Origin of the sequence: Vibrio splendidus (genome assembly GCF_003345295.1) — a bacterium.
In the GTDB taxonomy this organism is placed as follows: Bacteria; Pseudomonadota; Gammaproteobacteria; order Enterobacterales; family Vibrionaceae; genus Vibrio; species Vibrio splendidus_K.
In genome coordinates this window covers 977,021-992,675 of the sequence record NZ_CP031055.1, presented here as the reverse complement: position 1 = coordinate 992,675, position 15,655 = coordinate 977,021, and the positions used below count along the sequence as shown (strand labels likewise).

The window sequence follows — 15,655 nt, the reverse complement described above, 5'->3', positions numbered from 1 at the left end:
TAGTTAGAATTTGGAAGGAGAATCTACACTAATTCCCTGTTAGGAGGAAGTATTTTGAAAGATAGATCACACACCAACGATAAAGTGATGTGATCGATGCGCCCTACTTCAACTTCCTATCAAGTTTTTGATCCATTTTCTTGTTTTCATGCGATAGAGCGACCCACCCCACTTAATCACTTCTTCGGTGAGGAAAAGCAAATACACCCACTCAGGTGGAAACTTTAAATAGATAGCCGCAATCGCAGCCAGTGGAATACCAATCACCCACTGAGCAATCAAATCTTGATAGAGACAGAACTTCACATCACCACCCGCTCTCAACACACCAACGATCACAGTCAACGGCACCGAGCGAATAATAATACCCACGCTGAGAATTAGAATGAATTTCTCAGAGAGGGCTCTGGTCTCTTCAGTCAACGCACTGAACGCATTCAATATTGGCATTTGGACGAAATAGAGAAAAATCGCCACAACAATACTGGTTAAGAAACACAGAATCGTTAAGCCTAATGCTTGATAATAAACCGCTTCATTGTTCTTCGCGCCAAGTTGGTTACCCACCAAAACAGCTGCTGCATTAGACAGACCAATCAATAAACTCAATGAAATAGATTCAACCGGCGTCATGACTGAAAGCGCAGCCAAACCTTGAACGCCCGATTGTCCCATGATCGCGTGGTAAGCAAACAAGCCACCCGCCCACGCTAAAAAGTTAAACGTGGTAGGCAAAGACAACTTCAAGAAGCGAACGACTTTCTCAACGGTTGCAGCCGCTTTGATATCACAAAGTTTAAAAGCTAATAAGTGTTTAGAGAAATAGAGGTAGCCATATAAGGTCGCCACTTCAATGGCACCGCTCAATACCGTGGCAATCGCTGCGCCTTTAATTCCAAGCGATGGAAAGCCTAAGTTACCGAAGATCAGCACCCAGTTTAAGAACACATTAGACAGAATGCCGATACCGCTGAAGAAAGTGCTTACCCCAGGTTTGTGCATCGCTCTCAAACCTACCGCCATACTGCTGACGCACGACACCGCCAGCATGCTGAATGAGGTGATGACGATGTATTCAACGCCGAGGCTGATGACTTCTTGAGAGTCGGTCGTCACACCCATGATTTGCGCAGGGAAAGAAACAAAGAAAACAATGGTCAGCAACGCAAACAGGGTCGAAACCAGCCACGTCAGTGCGGTACTTTCTCTGACACCTTGTTTGTTACCCGCACCCCAATATTGAGCCGTGAGCAAAGCGCCGCCCGTGGTAACCCCCACCAGCATAATGGTCGTCACAAACATTGCACGGCTCGCAACACCCACAGCCGCAATATCCGCTTCTCCAAGCTGGCCTAACATCAACACATCCACTAAGCCTCGGCTTGAAAACATAATGCTCTGCAAAGTAATAGGCAAAGCAATCGCAATAAGCCTACGAACAAAATCACCTCGAGTGTGATGAATAATTGAAGAGAGCAACATAGAGATACCTAAACGGAACGTGTTGATGAATAAAGATAAATATCGCGCTATTATATCAATGTTCGGTTTTTAACCACAGATATAAATGGAGTAACAATGAAGAAAGTACTGGTTTTAGGCGCTTCTGGATACGTTGGTTCACAACTCCTCCCTCTCCTACTTGAGCAAGGCTATCAAGTCACAGCTGCAGCAAGGCATATCGACTATTTAAAAGCACGAACAGAGCCTCACGACAATTTGTCACTAGAGTATCTTGACCTTGCAGATCAAGCCGCAACACAAGCACTGGTGCCCGACTTTGATCTTGTCTTCTTTCTCGTACATGGGATGGCAGAAGGCCACGACTTTATTGATTATGAACTGAATTTGGCACGTAACTTTGTTTCAGCTCTTGGGCCAAAGAATCAACACGTCATCTACCTGAGTTCGCTTCAGCCGCAAACGGGTGATTCAGAACACCTTCAAGCGAGAAAGAAAACCGGAGAACTGCTTCGTAAAGGACCAGTCCCCGTCACTGAACTGCAAGCAGGCGTGATCATTGGTCCAGGCTCTGCAGCGTTCGAGATCATGCGAGACTTCGTGTACAACTTGCCTATCATGATTGCGCCTAAATGGGTCGACTCTAAAGCCAACCCTATTGCCTTGCAGAACCTAAATCACTATCTGCTAAAACTCGCACAGGACACGCCTAGCGAAAGCCAAACCTTCGAAGTTGGCGGGCCAGACATTGTCTCTTATCGAAATCAATTTGCTCACATTACCAAAACAGCCGATCGCCCACTCAGGCTTTGGGCGACGTCACTCCTCACGCCCTCAATCGCGTCATATTGGCTAGGTGTTGTGACTTCTGTTCCGTCCAACATAGGCAGAGCGCTTCTTGCGGGCTTAAAGCATGACTTTATTGCCAGTTCGACCATCATTAGAGAAAAGTACCCTCAGAAGCTTATCTCGTTCGAAAATATGGTTGAGCAAGCGATCCACGCTGAAGGAAACTTCGTGAAAAGTAATGTTTGGGGCTTTGATAAGACCGCCTTCAAACGCTGGCAAGCTGGGTACGGCTATTATCCTAAGAAAACTGGCGCAAGTATTACCTCAAGCGCATCTTTAGAATCCCTTTGGCAGGTGGCTCAGCAAATAGGAAGCCCGAAGCAAGGTTACTTCTTTGCTAATGCTCTATGGCGCACACGCGAATGGTTAGATCTTCTCTTTGGCGGTGGTGTACCGGTTCGACAAATGCCTGAAGGACCGACCCTAAAAGTCGGTGACAAGATTGACTCTTGGAAGGTTATTCGCTGTGAAGAGAATCAGTTTTTATCCCTGCTTTTCGGTATGAAAGGCCCGGGGTTGGGGCGACTCGAGATTACCGTCTCTGACCACGGTGATTCACGTGAACTGAACATATCAGCTTGGTGGCATCCAAAAGGCTTTCTAGGGTTACTGTATTGGTTTGCGATGATGCCAGCCCACCTGTTTATCTTTAAAGGCATGGTTAAAGCGATTGAGAAGCAGGCTAAAGAGCAGATGCGAGATTCGAGTGGCGAGATGCGAAAAGATTAAAAGCAGATACGGGATTCGAGTGGCGGGATGCGAAACGATTAAAATCGGATTGATGTGGCCCCTAAAAAGTAGACACAGGGGTTTAGTTGATTAGTTCAAAATCCATGGGGCTCATTCCACCTAGAGTCCCATGTCTTCTTACCGGATTATAATAGGTATCGATGTAAATTCGACTCTGCATCGTCATTTCTTGTCGTGATAGCTCACCCAAGTTGTTCATCCACTCTTTCTTGTATTGCGCAAAGAAGCTTTCAGAACAAGCGTTATCCCAACAGTTTCCTTTTCTCGACATACTGACTTTAATCTTGCGTTTACGATGCCAACGGAGCGTTTCCAGCGCTCGATATTGAATACCTTGATCGGAATGAAACAAAAGCTCGTGACCTAAAGGTTGCCTTTGTTTCCAAGCCTTATTCAGGCTTCTTAGCACTAACTTTGCATTGTTAATACGACTTGTTGACCAGCCAATCACTTTACGTGAAAACAAATCTAAGATGACGCACAGGTATTGCCAACCATCCGTACAGCGCACCTGAGTTATATCTGACACCCAAACATGATCTGATTTATCCACGTTAAATTGACGGGCAAGAATGTTATAGGCGGGCATGAGTATATTTTGCAAAAGCCTCTGTACTCGCTTTTTATTGCAAATAAAACCGTTAGCAACAGCCGCCTCCCAAAGTTTTCGATAACCAGGAATACAGTGCTGAGCTTTGCTTTCCCGCCTCAAGTAGTTACTTAAGGACTCATTTTCTGCCTCTCGTTTCGAGGGTTGTCTCGTGAGCCACTTGTAGTAACCCGCTGTAGAAACATCTAACCATCGACATAAACGAATAACAGGTAGCTTCACACAGGTTTTCTTTAAGATGTACTCGAACCTTATTCTTTTTGGCTGTCGAAGAAAGCCTTCGCTTCCTTTAAGAAATCATTCTCCAGCTCCGCCATCTCTAGTTTCTTCTTCAATTGACGGATCTCTCTTTCCAATTGAGTAACAGATTTTTCGGGGCCTTGATTAGGTATTGGGAGGGAATTAATCTTCTTCGACGTCATTTAGCATCTCCATTTAGAAAGTAGCACCGGCGATATTCCTAAGGATAGTGCTACTGACTTAACGGTGTCAGAAGAGTTGAGAGATTGCTGAACAGCTTCTCGCTTAAATTCGTCTGTAAATTGTCTTTGTGATTTTACTTTCATGACACTTAATACTCTGTATTAAGTGTCTACTTTAATGGGGTCACATCAGATACGGGATTAGAATAACGGGATGAGAAGAGATTAAAAGCAGATTCGAATGTCGAGATGCGAAAAGACTTAACAGCAAATTTGCGACACGCGCTATGAGAGGCAAAAAAAGAGCGGATAATTCCGCTCTTCGTATCTCTCATCTCGTATCCAGAATCCGCTACTAGCCAATAACGCTAATTGGGATCTCTGCAAGTTGGTTACCTTGGTTAGCAGGGTAAACGATGTATTCACCGTGATACTTCACCGCAGACTTATAGTCCGTTACTTTGTGAAGCATGAAACCCGCTTCCATCGCCGCTTGAATGAACTCGGCGTGGTTACCACGAACAAACCAGTTCATTGGCTTAACCATCAACTCACCGTCGAAAGAGTCGTCGCACTGTTTGCCACACAAAGCAAAAGAGTGCTCACCATCGGTGAAGAATTGAATCTTACCGCCAGTCGTTAGCTCATCTTCACTCGATACGCTCCAACCCATCTCGTACATTTTGTCCATGAATGCTTCAACATCGCTGTCTTTTAGCGCTTTAGGCTCTTCGCCTTCAGGGAAAAAACGCCCGTAAAACGCAGAAATACGTTTAAAGATAAAAGTTAAATCAGAGTTATTGCCTTTTGAGCGACCCTGTTTCTGCCAACGAACCAAGTCAGGCACAATCACACGATCATAAGCTTGGGATTTAATCGCCTTTGTTACCCATCGAACAAGGTAAAGGTTGTTCGCGATAGGCGCATCAATGGCCTTACCAGACTTATGTAGAGCATATAGCTCGCCTAGCGCATCATTCACTAACTTCTGAATTTCAATATAGTATTTTGACATTATGCCTTCTTTCCTAATGTCCAATATAGTAATGCTGACATTACTGCACACGCAGCCATTACCATAGCCATAGACCCAGCACTGTCACTTGGCAGCATCGCAACGATAGCCCCAACGACAGAACCAGTACCAAATCTTAATGTTCCCGCAAGCGATGAAGCCGTGCCTGCCATGTTTGGATAACCACTGAGCAATAGACCCATAGAGTTACTGCCAATAGTAGAGATGGTGCCAATAAATAGCATCACAAACGGCACAATTCCCCAAAGCCCGAGATCCAATGCCCAACCGACAAGTAAACCTACGCCAGCCAGTAATTGGATGACCAGCGCTGCTCTCAGCATGGTATGAGAGCCGACCTTCTTAACGATTCGACCATTGATTGTCGTCATCAGAATCATCGCAACAATGTTCAGACCAAATAGGTAACCAAACAGGTCAGGACGTACGCCATAGACATCAATGTAGACAAAAGAGCCTGCGGTTAAGAATGCAAACATCCCAGAGAACGAAAACGCACCCGAGAAAATCAGGCCCATAGCGGTCGGGTTTTTACATAAACGAGCGTAATTACGAATCGTGGTTTTAAAGCGCAATGGTTGACGATTATCGACTGGCAATGTCTCAGGAATTTTGATTATCACCGCGAGAATGACAATCACCGCAAAAATAGCCAATACCCAAAAGATTGAACGCCAACCGAACCACAATGCTAAGTAACCACCAATCATCGGCGCGATAAGTGGTGCAACCGTCATCACTAAGGTAACGAACGACATGGTCCGTGCGAAATCTTCACGGTCGAACATATCACGCACAACCGCTTGGATAATAACCGCTGCCGCAGCACCTGCAAAACCTTGAGCCGTACGAACTAACGTTAACGCTTCAATGCCATGAGTCGTCGCACTCACAACAGACGCGACCGCAAAAAAGAATACACCAATCAGTAGAACAGGCTTGCGACCATAACTGTCGGCTAACGGACCATGTAACAACTGACCTAATGCAAAACCTGCGGTGTACGCTGTGAGTGTGATTTGAACTTCACCCGCTGTAACGCCTAGATCTTTGGCGATCGTTGGCATAGCAGGCAGGTACATATCGATGGCGAGTGGTGTCAGTGCACCAATCGCACCCAGAACCAAAAATAGCATCCAACCTAACTGAGGAGTTTGTGGTTGTGAGCTTGGGGTCTGTTGGGTAGACGTTTGCATAACTCTCCGACTAAGTACTAAGTTCTATGTGAGCACGAGCATGCACGCAGCAATATACGAATACGCACAGTGATACACGAATATGCGCACACATACATGAACATATAGTAATAATGGCTGAAACTGTCCTAGTACCAGTCAAAATAATCAGCCGACGCTATCCTTGGTCGGCCACATCTACGGCAGAAAAGATTACTTCCAGATAGAGTCGACTTCTTCTTGTGTTAGGTAACGGTATTCACCCAACTCCAAAGATTCATCCATCTCGATTTCACCGATACGCTCACGGTGTAACCCTTCAACTTTATTACCAAGTGCCGCAAACATACGTTTTACTTGGTGGTATTTGCCTTCGTGAATCGTTAATAGTACTTCACGCTCAGCACGAACTTCTAAGTGTGCTGGAAGTGTTAGGCCATCTTCGCTCTTAAGCTGGATGCCCTCTTTGAATTTTTCAACGTAATCGTCTTCAACAGGTTCAACCAACCACACGCGGTACGTCTTCTCGCACTTGTGCTTTGGTGATGTGATGCGGTGAGACCACTTACCATCATCGGTAATCAACACAAGACCCGTCGTATCAATATCTAGACGACCAGCAAAGTGCAGCTTGTCCATTTTGATTTCATCGAGTAATTCAAAGGCGATACGATTTGCGCCATCTTCATGCGAACAAACAAAGCCTTCTGGCTTATAAAGCATGATGTAACGTGGGCCGTGAACATTCAGTTCATTGCCTTGCCATTCCACAACGCACTCTTCAGTTACCTTGAGTGAACCGCTTTTTTGAATGACATCATTTACTGTCACTGCCTTGGATTTTAATAAGTGTGTTGCTTCTCTTCGAGTGACGCCTAATGCATCGCACAGAAATTTATCTAAACGCATGAATACCTCAACTAATCTAAGTCGGGTATTATAGTCACCTTTGCTCAATTAGTTGAGCTATTTCACACTATTTGTTTTCTACCCTACAAGACGCGATATGTATACACTCCGCCCGTACCAAGCTGATTCTGTAAAATCAGTGATTCATTACTTCAGAAAACACCAAACTCCAGCTGTTCTTGTGTTGCCTACAGGCGCAGGAAAAAGCCTTGTGATTGCAGAGCTAGCAAGGCTTGCAAAAGGTCGAGTGCTGGTACTCGCTCACGTTAAAGAGTTGGTAGAACAAAACCATGAAAAGTATGAAGGTTATGGGCTAAAAGGCTCAATTTTCTCTGCGGGTTTAGGGCGAAAAGAGACAGACCAACAAGTGGTGTTCGCTTCGGTTCAATCTGTGGTTCGCAACCTCGATTCATTCTCTAACCAATTTTCACTGTTGGTTATCGACGAATGCCACCGTGTTCCCGATGAAAAGACCAGTAGCTACCAAAAAGTGATCTCTCACTTACGCGAGAATAATTCGGGGATCAAGGTGCTTGGGCTAACCGCGACCCCCTATCGTCTTGGTATGGGTTGGCTTTATCAGTATCACACGCGTGGACAAGTACGATCTGAAGAGCCTAGGTTTTTCAGAGATTGTATTTTCGAGTTGCCGATTCGCTACTTGTTGGACGAAGGCTTTCTAACACCAGCACGCATGATCGATGCGCCAGTATTGAGCTATGACTTCTCACAGCTAAAACCTGCAAGTACAGGTCGTTACAAAGAAGCCGAACTCGATATGGTGATTGAGCAATCTAAACGTGCGACCCCACAAATTGTCGACCAGATCATTGAACTGGCCAAAGACAAGTTAGGGATCATGGTATTTGCTGCCACTGTTAGACACGCACAAGAGATCCTTAGCTTACTGCCCGAAAGTGAATCATCGATCGTAATCGGCGACACACCAACTCTCGAACGTGACCAAATCATCAGTGACTTCAAAGAACGTAAAATCAAATTCTTGGTTAACGTATCGGTATTAACCACAGGTTTTGATGCGCCTCATGTGGATTTAATCGCGATTTTGCGCCCGACAGAGTCCATCAGTTTGTATCAACAAATCGTTGGCCGTGGCTTACGCTTATCGCCGGGTAAAAAAGAGTGTTTAGTGCTCGACTATGCAGGCAACAGTTACGATCTTTACCAACCTGAAGTGGGCGACCCTAAACCCGACTCAGACAGTGAAATCATCACCATCCCCTGCCCTGCATGCGGCTTCAACAACAACTTCTGGGGCAAGCTAGACAGCAATGGCTTCTTGCTCGAGCACTTTGGCCGTAAATGCCAAGGCTACTTTACCGATGAAGACACGGGCGAACGCGAACACTGTAATTATCGCTTCCGAGCCAAATACTGCGGTGAATGCGGCGCTGACAACGACATTGCCGCACGTATTTGTCATGAGTGCGATGCCACCTTAGTCGACCCAGATAAAAAACTTAAAGAAGCACTAAACCTAAAGGATGCGTTGGTGTTTGAGTGTTTAGAGATGGATCTTAACGTTCTCAAGGACGACAAAGGTAAGTCGCAACTTAAAGTCACTTACCGTGGTGAAAACCAAGCGCAAGTGCATGAGTTTTGGTCACTAACCACCAAAAAGCAGAAGCAGAACTTCAAAGACCAGTTTGTTCGCCCTCACCTTGCAGACAGACACCGCCCTTTTGAGGAAGCCTCACCAACGAAAGTGGTTGCTCACCAACATAGATTCCGCCCACCTCAATTCGTGATTGCGCGTAAAGTCGGGCGTTTTTGGAAAATGAGAGACAAGATATTCGAAGACGAGCTTCAACAACGTTAACATCTCATTTTTTGAGAACCTAAATCTCATTATTCATCAGGTTCACTTTCTGTTCAGAATTACTTTTTTATACTGAACGCTATCAACCTTCTCTAGGATTCGCTATGTTTAGTAAAGTTATGATTTCTATGTTTTCTTTAAGCTTAGGCTTATGTGTCGCCGCTAGTGCGTGGGCTGACTCAGATCATAACGGTCATGATCTTGTACAAGATGTCCATAAAGCGGGAACCCGTATCGAATTTGAAGAAGATCAAGACGAAGTCTACGAAGCCGTACGCGAAGGCTATATTCGCCCTTTCTCAGAAATGTATGCGGCCGTTGAGAACGATCTTCATGGCAGAATCATTAAAGTAGAGCTAGAAGAAGATGACGACATTTGGGTGTATGAACTAAAAATCAATTACCAAAACAACATCATCAAAGTCGAATACAACGCTGAGACGTTAGAAATGCTCATGATTAAAGGCCGAAACTTTAAAGACGCAATTAAACACGGCGAATAATTCAGAGCCGCAACGTTAAAGACGCCATTGATCACGACGAGCAATTAAGCACAACGAACAGTCATTACAAGAATTAAGAAGAACAATTATGAAAATTTTAGTCGTTGAAGACGAACCTCGCTTGGGCCAACAAATTCTAGAAACCCTTGAGGGAGCCGACTGGGTTCCAGAACTTTCTCAAGACGGTATCGACGCACTCTACCGTGCAACATCAGAAGAGTGGGATGCCATCGTTCTCGATTTAGGTCTACCTAAGCTTGACGGCCTAACCGTATTAAAAGGCGTTCGAGACGAAAACATTAACACGCCAGTGATTATATTAAGTGCGCGTGACACGCTGACCCAACGTGTAGAAGGCTTGAATGCAGGCGCTGATGATTACCTAACTAAACCATTCGAAATGGTCGAGCTGATAGCCCGCATTCGTGCTCAACTGCGCCGAGCGTCAGGCAGTGCTGCTCCTATACTTCAAATTGGTGATTTAAGCCTAGACACACGCAGCTCTAAAGTGTTGTGGCAAGGTCAAGCAGTTAGCCTCACGGCGCTAGAATATAAAGTTGTCGCGTACTTCATGCATAACCAAAACAAAGTTATCTCGCGCACTGAGTTGGTTGAGCATATCTACAAGCAAGACTTCGACCGCGACTCAAACACGGTTGAAGTTTTCATCGGTCGTATTCGTAAGAAAATCGCACCAAAGATCATCAAAACCGTTCGTGGCCTTGGCTACCAACTGAATGCTGAATAATGCTGTATTTAATTAAGCTAAGAGCAATCGTCAATTTAAGCACAACCATCAATTAAGTGGACAGCCTGTGCTGATCGTCGTTGTTCTCATAGCAAGATGAGCAAAGACGGGCTGGTAACGTATGAATCTAAAAAAACGAACACTTAAAAACGTCAGTCTAAAAAGCCGCTTGCTCCTCGCCGCGGCTTTTTGGCTAGGTGCGATGATATTAGCGGCAGGCGTCGGAATACCTAAGTTGGTTAACGATTACTTGGTCGATGACGTCAAGCAACAGCTCAACCTAACCATGGACGAGTTAACCGCCAACATAGAAACCAACGACAGTGGTAATCTCATCATGGCAGAGCGTCTGTCTGATCCTAGGTTTAACCAACCCTACAGTGGTATTTATTGGCGAGCCGCTACTCAAGACCAGATTATTCGATCTCGCTCGCTATGGGACAAAGACCTCACCATCAAGCGTTCTCCTATCCACACATCGGTCAAAGGGCCACAAGATGAGAAGCTGATTTACATTGAGCAAGACATCTACTTACCTGAACTAAATGAGCCCGTTACCATCACCATTGGTATTGATGAAGACCCACTAGAATCCACATTGACCGAGCTTACTAGTCAAGTATGGTTGATTCTGATGTTATTGTTTGTGGGTGTGCTACTGCTCATCGGCATTCAAGTCAGTTGGTCACTATTGCCACTCAGTAAGATGCAACGTGAACTGGTGATGTTAAGAAACGGCCAGCAACAAGGGTTAAGCGACAACTACCCGAAAGAGGTTTCTCCATTAGTTTCTGACCTCAATGCCCTACTCTTCCACTATCAAGAGTTATTGGAGCGAGCTCGTAACCACGCGGGTAACTTATCTCACGCGTTGAAAACACCGCTTTCAGTTCTGAAAAATGAGATAGAGCGACTTCCAGACGATGACAAAACATTGTTACAACAACCCATTCATCAGATTCAGAACCAAATAGATTATCACCTTGGCCGTGCGCGCATGGCTGGTGCAATGAACATTCTTTCGGTGAAGTCTTCACCTTGTGAGCGTGTTGAAGCTATCTCAATGGCGTTTGATAAAGTCTACGCAGATAACGAAGTCACCATGATTAACGAGTTAGACTCAGAGATTGAAGTAGCGGTAGAGAAAACCGACCTTGATGAAATGGTCGGCAACCTACTCGAGAACAGTTACAAATGGGCGAGCAGCATTATCCGAGTCCATTCGAATGAACTCGACGATGGCAACATTGAATTGGTGATTGAAGATGATGGCCAAGGCATTCCTGAAGAGAAGCTTAAGCAAGTCACCAAACGTGGTGTTCGACTTGATGAAACCACACCGGGAACAGGATTGGGGCTTAACATCGTGAATGAAATGGCGCACAGCTACCGAGGCAGCCTAACGCTCAGCAAGAGCTCAATGGGCGGATTGAAAGCCTCTCTGGTGCTTAAACTAAGTAAGGGCTAACCACATCCAGTAAATATTAAACGCAATAAGCCCTAGCGTAATGCTAGGGCTTAGTTCACTCGACCTTATATACGACTCTATATATCGTTCACAGCAACATCCAAAGCTTGTGAATCATCGCGGTAGGTCGCTACTCCGATCATCAAGACCCTGCCATCAGTATAATAGTCATGATCGTCATTCATCACTTCTACGGTTGCCAATGGATACTTGTCTAGCTCGATGTCTGGTAGTGACGTTCGTATCTGATTAGCGAGCCTATCTCGCTCTTCATCAACATTAGGGTCGATGTTATGAAGTATGGTCACAATGCCTGAGTAAGGGGTGACCTTAAGGCCATCATCATAGCTAATTGCGCCTAACCACTGAGGCTGGTTAGTTTTAATATCAACACCAGCACGCCACCAGCGAATATGACTGCGCTTCATCAAGTTACCCGGCAATTGAAACGCCATATCTTGTGGCTTGTCTCGCCAATACAAATCAGACACTGGTGGCGTTTTTTCTCTAAGCAATGCGAGGTAACCTGCCCATTCAATCTCGTTTCGAGAGAACGTTTGATTCTCTATCCAGCCTAATTGCTTCATTAAATCTCTGGGAGTCGCTCCAACATAAATTACGTTGATCGCTTGTGCCGAGTAGAATGAAGATTTGCCTGGGAATGCTTTATAGGTCATCGAATTCCAGTCGACTTTTTCAATTTGAACCGTCTCTTGTTGATTCTGAAAATCATCGGCCTTCCAGAAAAAGTGAGCGTAGTTCGCAAACAATATCCACGCCAACAACAGCGCACTGGATTTAAGCACCAAGCGTCGCCACTTCATTCGATAACCAATAATGGTGAAGACCAATACCGTGAACACACCGGCGATCAAGCTATTGTGCTCAGAGATAAATATATTAAGACTATTAAGCCACGGAAAGTTTTCAACGCCGTGCGCCAGTAACATGCCCCAAGCAATGAACTGTCCACCACCAAGAGCCAAGCCGAACAACGCCAACACACTAAAATTACGCCACGGTACACGATGCGAGCCAGCTATAAATGGCACAACCCAAGCGATAGGCCCTAATAAGCGAGCAAAAAGAATGATGTATGTGCCTTTGCGAGCAACCAGATAGCGGCAGCGCGCAATTAATCTTTTGGTTTTAGGACGAAACTTAATGAGCCTTCGTTGCGCCTTAGCACCGTATTTATAACCAATAAAATAACTGAGTTGGTCACCAAGAAAACCACCTAGCATCACCAAAACCAATGCCATCCATGCACCTGAATACAGTTGAAAGCCCGCAGCGATAAAGAAGGGCTCTCCCGGTACAAATAGGTTTGGACCAATGAGAGCATCACCCAATGCCCCCAGAAACAGCCCTAGTCCATCAAACATAACAACCTCAATACTTACTGTTCTTTGTAGTGACCAAACTTGTAGTTCATCTCGTTGTTACGCATTTCGCCTTTAAAGAAACGTCTTATATTCGCCTTAAGGTAAGTTGAGCCTGTCTTCACAACGCCATCTTGATCTAGTCGGCGTGGGTCAAAGCCAAAGGTCATATTCAGAAATCTAAATCGCCATGTCTTGCTCGCGCGTTTTACGTAGTCACAGTCTTCACACAGGACGATATCTTCATCGAAACCGCCGATTTCATCATGCGCGCGTTTAGTCGAGAAAATACAGGCACCAATCGCTGTTGGGAAAAAGAACTGTGTAGTGAACAAGCCTGCGTTAAATAAGCCGTAACCAAACTTGTGTACAAGCGGCAGACCTTTCGAACTCATGTACACGCCCGCAACTTCAAGCTTCTTCTCTTCTAGTTCATAAAGTGCTTTCGCAAGGAAGTTTCGAGGCAAGCTCACGTCAGCATCTAAGAAAAGGATTCTGTTGTATTGCGCCAATGAAGCACCCGTGTTTCGGCCAAGGCTCACACCACGGTTTTCCATATGATGAACAGTTAATTTTGGCAACGCGTTTTCATAAGCTTGTGCCACTTCCCTTGTGTTGTCTTCACTGTTGGAGTCAACAACAATCACTTCAAACTCTTGGTGGGTTTGCACACTCAACTCTTCCATTAAGCGGCTAATGCGTTTCTCTTCGTTTAGCGTAATTACGACAATGCTTACCGGTTCCATATTTTCACCTATTCATTCTGCTGTTTGATTAACACTAAGGTTAACGAACCAAGCCTTAACCAAGTCTTAGGCAAACATTCATTTTCCGTTCATTAACTTAATGATTTAGCAGCGCTATAAATAGATAACATTGGCAATGTAAAAGACGATAAAATGGGGTAAATAAGAGTTAGTGAACGTTTTATCTCCAAACGAATCATTTATCGAAGGAAATTCACTTTGAGATGGGCTTCTGACTTGCTCAGATTTGAATGTGATGTTAGTATCCGCGCTCGCTTAAGCATGAACTCGTTTATGCATAAGCTTTACCACATACTCAAGGTCGCATTGAGGTGTGAAGTTAATTTTTACTAATTTGAGAGTAAAACTATGAAATTTGAAGCAGTAGTACGTACTGAACTAGGTAAAGGTGCGAGCCGCCGCCTACGTCACGCTGGTAAATTCCCAGCTGTAATCTACGGTGGCGAAGCAGCAGCTGTAGCTATCGAACTTGTTCACGCTGAAGTGATCAACCAAATGGATAAGCCTGAATTCTACGAAGCAATCACTCTGTTGATTGACGGCGCAGAAGTTAAGGTTAAGCCGCAAGACGTTCAACGTCACGCGTTCAAGCCTAAAGTTGAGCACATGGACTTCATCCGTATCTAATTCCCTACCAAGGAATAAGATTGGATAATTCCAAGCCTTCTGCATAGAAAAGATAATCGATCTTACCAGTCGAGAAATCTAGAAATTCGAAACCCCGATGCTACCAACATCGGGGTTTCACCGTTTTTGAGCCCTCAAAAACGTCCAAAACATCTTATCGAATCCAAACTAAAGATACCTACCCACGCGCCCTACTTCTTTCAAAGCAATACCATCGACTGCTATACCAACAGGAGCTGAACCTAGTGAATACCACTTAACATCATCAGCCTCTTGAGCGGTGATATCTCCTTCCCAGTCACTCACGATAAAATAATGAATCAACTGAAGTTCCTTCGTAAGATGGTAGAGCGAACACAGGTATTGGTAATCAATCGGAACAACATTAAGCTCTTCATCGATCTCACGAAAGAGTGTCTGAACCTGGTTTTCACCGTGTTCAATATGGCCGCCAGGTATAGTGATTAAGCCGGGATCGGTCTCCTTAGACTCACTACGCTTTTCTAACAATACTCGTGAATCGTTAAGCAAAATAAAAGAAACACACTCATGTACATCCATCGGGGGTTCCTTAGGGCATAGTTTATATATTTAGACTTTCTTTACGACAACAGAGCCCGCAATGAAGTCGTGAATCGCTCTGCGTTTGTGATTAAACAACATAGAGATGAACTCTAAAAGAACCCAGCCAATCATTGCGTAACCAACAAAAATAAAGGCTCGGCCTTGCTCTAAGCTTTCCCAGCTTTGACCGTAGAACGACAGTTGTGCATAAGCATAGAGGCTAAAAGGTATAAGCATGATTGGGACAATATCTCTCATACAAGACTGTTTGAGGGTTAGGTTTCGACTTTCAGATACATCGACCACTTTTACTCTCGTGACCATCTTACCAATCGTTTGTCCATATTTAGCATGCATACCAACGTAGTAAGTGAGCCCTATTAGTGAATTCACAATTCCCCAAGCAAAAACACCACTTGAACTAATCACGCCAGAAAGCACGTAATCGTCTATCCATTCCAATGGCAAAAATACGATTGAATCTATCCAGATAGCAAAGAAGCGTCTCCAAAAATTTGAATACTTATTGGCGTACATTCTTGTT

At 44.7% G+C, this 15,655-nt stretch carries 14 protein-coding genes and 1 pseudogene; 6 read left to right on the top strand and 9 right to left on the bottom strand.

Annotated elements, in window-relative coordinates:
* Positions 1-108: 108 nt before the first annotated feature.
* Positions 109-1,482, bottom strand: coding sequence for an MATE family efflux transporter (locus tag DUN60_RS04430; RefSeq protein ID WP_114633274.1), 1,374 nt, complete (start codon positions 1,480-1,482; stop codon positions 109-111).
* Between the two features lie 96 nt (positions 1,483-1,578).
* Between DUN60_RS04430 and DUN60_RS04425 the strand changes: the two genes are divergently transcribed.
* Positions 1,579-3,039: a DUF2867 domain-containing protein gene (locus DUN60_RS04425; protein WP_114633273.1), complete on the top strand. Its 1,461-nt coding sequence runs from the start codon at positions 1,579-1,581 to the stop codon at positions 3,037-3,039.
* 82 nt (positions 3,040-3,121) lie between these two features.
* Here the strand turns inward: DUN60_RS04425 and DUN60_RS04420 are convergent.
* The 4 genes and pseudogenes from DUN60_RS04420 to rsuA form a co-directional block, all read right to left on the bottom strand.
* Positions 3,122-4,236, bottom strand: a pseudogene (locus DUN60_RS04420) (IS3 family transposase).
* A 211-nt stretch (positions 4,237-4,447) separates the two neighbouring features.
* Entirely contained in the window at positions 4,448-5,107 is a 660-nt protein-coding gene (locus DUN60_RS04415) for a DUF2913 family protein (RefSeq protein WP_054546588.1), read from the bottom strand.
* A complete protein-coding gene (locus DUN60_RS04410; RefSeq protein ID WP_017079054.1) occupies positions 5,107-6,324 on the bottom strand; it encodes a Bcr/CflA family multidrug efflux MFS transporter in 1,218 nt (405 codons plus the stop codon). The genes DUN60_RS04415 and DUN60_RS04410 overlap by 1 nt, the downstream gene beginning before the upstream one ends.
* Positions 6,325-6,516: 192 nt before the next feature.
* Positions 6,517-7,212: a 16S rRNA pseudouridine(516) synthase RsuA gene (rsuA, locus tag DUN60_RS04405; RefSeq protein WP_004734669.1), complete on the bottom strand. Its 696-nt coding sequence runs from the start codon at positions 7,210-7,212 to the stop codon at positions 6,517-6,519.
* A 97-nt stretch (positions 7,213-7,309) separates the two neighbouring features.
* Between rsuA and radD the strand changes: the two genes are divergently transcribed.
* The 4 genes from radD to DUN60_RS04385 all read left to right on the top strand — a co-directional run bounded on the left by radD (position 7,310) and on the right by DUN60_RS04385 (position 11,771).
* Complete coding sequence (radD, locus tag DUN60_RS04400) at positions 7,310-9,052, top strand: DNA repair helicase RadD (RefSeq protein WP_114633272.1); 1,743 nt, start codon at positions 7,310-7,312, stop codon at positions 9,050-9,052.
* Between the two features lie 104 nt (positions 9,053-9,156).
* Positions 9,157-9,555: a PepSY domain-containing protein gene (locus DUN60_RS04395; RefSeq protein ID WP_004734667.1), complete on the top strand. Its 399-nt coding sequence runs from the start codon at positions 9,157-9,159 to the stop codon at positions 9,553-9,555.
* An 88-nt stretch (positions 9,556-9,643) separates the two neighbouring features.
* On the top strand, positions 9,644-10,303 hold the full coding sequence (locus tag DUN60_RS04390) for a response regulator transcription factor (RefSeq protein ID WP_114633271.1): 660 nt from the start codon (positions 9,644-9,646) through the stop codon (positions 10,301-10,303).
* A 121-nt stretch (positions 10,304-10,424) separates the two neighbouring features.
* A complete protein-coding gene (locus tag DUN60_RS04385; RefSeq protein ID WP_114633270.1) occupies positions 10,425-11,771 on the top strand; it encodes an ATP-binding protein in 1,347 nt (448 codons plus the stop codon).
* Positions 11,772-11,848: 77 nt separating this feature from the next.
* Here the strand turns inward: DUN60_RS04385 and DUN60_RS04380 are convergent, their stop codons facing one another.
* Complete coding sequence (locus tag DUN60_RS04380) at positions 11,849-13,156, bottom strand: LssY C-terminal domain-containing protein (protein WP_114633269.1); 1,308 nt, start codon at positions 13,154-13,156, stop codon at positions 11,849-11,851.
* Between the two features lie 14 nt (positions 13,157-13,170).
* Positions 13,171-13,899 carry a glycosyltransferase family 2 protein gene (locus DUN60_RS04375; protein WP_065205493.1) on the bottom strand — a complete coding sequence of 243 codons (729 nt, stop codon included), beginning with the start codon at positions 13,897-13,899 and terminating at the stop codon, positions 13,171-13,173.
* Positions 13,900-14,268: 369 nt separating this feature from the next.
* Between DUN60_RS04375 and rplY the strand changes: the two genes are divergently transcribed.
* On the top strand, positions 14,269-14,547 hold the full coding sequence (gene rplY, locus DUN60_RS04370; RefSeq protein WP_017079048.1) for a 50S ribosomal protein L25: 279 nt from the start codon (positions 14,269-14,271) through the stop codon (positions 14,545-14,547).
* Positions 14,548-14,715: 168 nt separating this feature from the next.
* Here rplY and DUN60_RS04365 read toward each other — a convergent pair whose 3' ends face one another.
* Positions 14,716-15,108: an NUDIX hydrolase gene (locus tag DUN60_RS04365; protein ID WP_114633268.1), complete on the bottom strand. Its 393-nt coding sequence runs from the start codon at positions 15,106-15,108 to the stop codon at positions 14,716-14,718.
* A gap of 30 nt (positions 15,109-15,138) precedes the next feature.
* Positions 15,139-15,648: an RDD family protein gene (locus DUN60_RS04360; RefSeq protein WP_114633267.1), complete on the bottom strand. Its 510-nt coding sequence runs from the start codon at positions 15,646-15,648 to the stop codon at positions 15,139-15,141.
* Positions 15,649-15,655: the final 7 nt, after the last annotated feature.

What these genes read in the sequence shown, in the direction of transcription:
- DUN60_RS04430 (WP_114633274.1), bottom strand. Translation starts at nt 1,482, where the DNA reads ATGTTGCTCTCTTCAATTATTCATCACACTCGAGGTGATTTTGTTCGT.
- DUN60_RS04425 (WP_114633273.1), top strand. Translation starts at nt 1,579, where the DNA reads ATGAAGAAAGTACTGGTTTTAGGCGCTTCTGGATACGTTGGTTCACAA.
- DUN60_RS04415 (WP_054546588.1), bottom strand. Translation starts at nt 5,107, where the DNA reads ATGTCAAAATACTATATTGAAATTCAGAAGTTAGTGAATGATGCGCTA.
- DUN60_RS04410 (WP_017079054.1), bottom strand. Translation starts at nt 6,324, where the DNA reads ATGCAAACGTCTACCCAACAGACCCCAAGCTCACAACCACAAACTCCT.
- rsuA (WP_004734669.1), bottom strand. Translation starts at nt 7,212, where the DNA reads ATGCGTTTAGATAAATTTCTGTGCGATGCATTAGGCGTCACTCGAAGA.
- radD (WP_114633272.1), top strand. Translation starts at nt 7,310, where the DNA reads ATGTATACACTCCGCCCGTACCAAGCTGATTCTGTAAAATCAGTGATT.
- DUN60_RS04395 (WP_004734667.1), top strand. Translation starts at nt 9,157, where the DNA reads ATGTTTAGTAAAGTTATGATTTCTATGTTTTCTTTAAGCTTAGGCTTA.
- DUN60_RS04390 (WP_114633271.1), top strand. Translation starts at nt 9,644, where the DNA reads ATGAAAATTTTAGTCGTTGAAGACGAACCTCGCTTGGGCCAACAAATT.
- DUN60_RS04385 (WP_114633270.1), top strand. Translation starts at nt 10,425, where the DNA reads ATGAATCTAAAAAAACGAACACTTAAAAACGTCAGTCTAAAAAGCCGC.
- DUN60_RS04380 (WP_114633269.1), bottom strand. Translation starts at nt 13,156, where the DNA reads ATGTTTGATGGACTAGGGCTGTTTCTGGGGGCATTGGGTGATGCTCTC.
- DUN60_RS04375 (WP_065205493.1), bottom strand. Translation starts at nt 13,899, where the DNA reads ATGGAACCGGTAAGCATTGTCGTAATTACGCTAAACGAAGAGAAACGC.
- rplY (WP_017079048.1), top strand. Translation starts at nt 14,269, where the DNA reads ATGAAATTTGAAGCAGTAGTACGTACTGAACTAGGTAAAGGTGCGAGC.
- DUN60_RS04365 (WP_114633268.1), bottom strand. Translation starts at nt 15,108, where the DNA reads ATGGATGTACATGAGTGTGTTTCTTTTATTTTGCTTAACGATTCACGA.
- DUN60_RS04360 (WP_114633267.1), bottom strand. Translation starts at nt 15,648, where the DNA reads ATGTACGCCAATAAGTATTCAAATTTTTGGAGACGCTTCTTTGCTATC.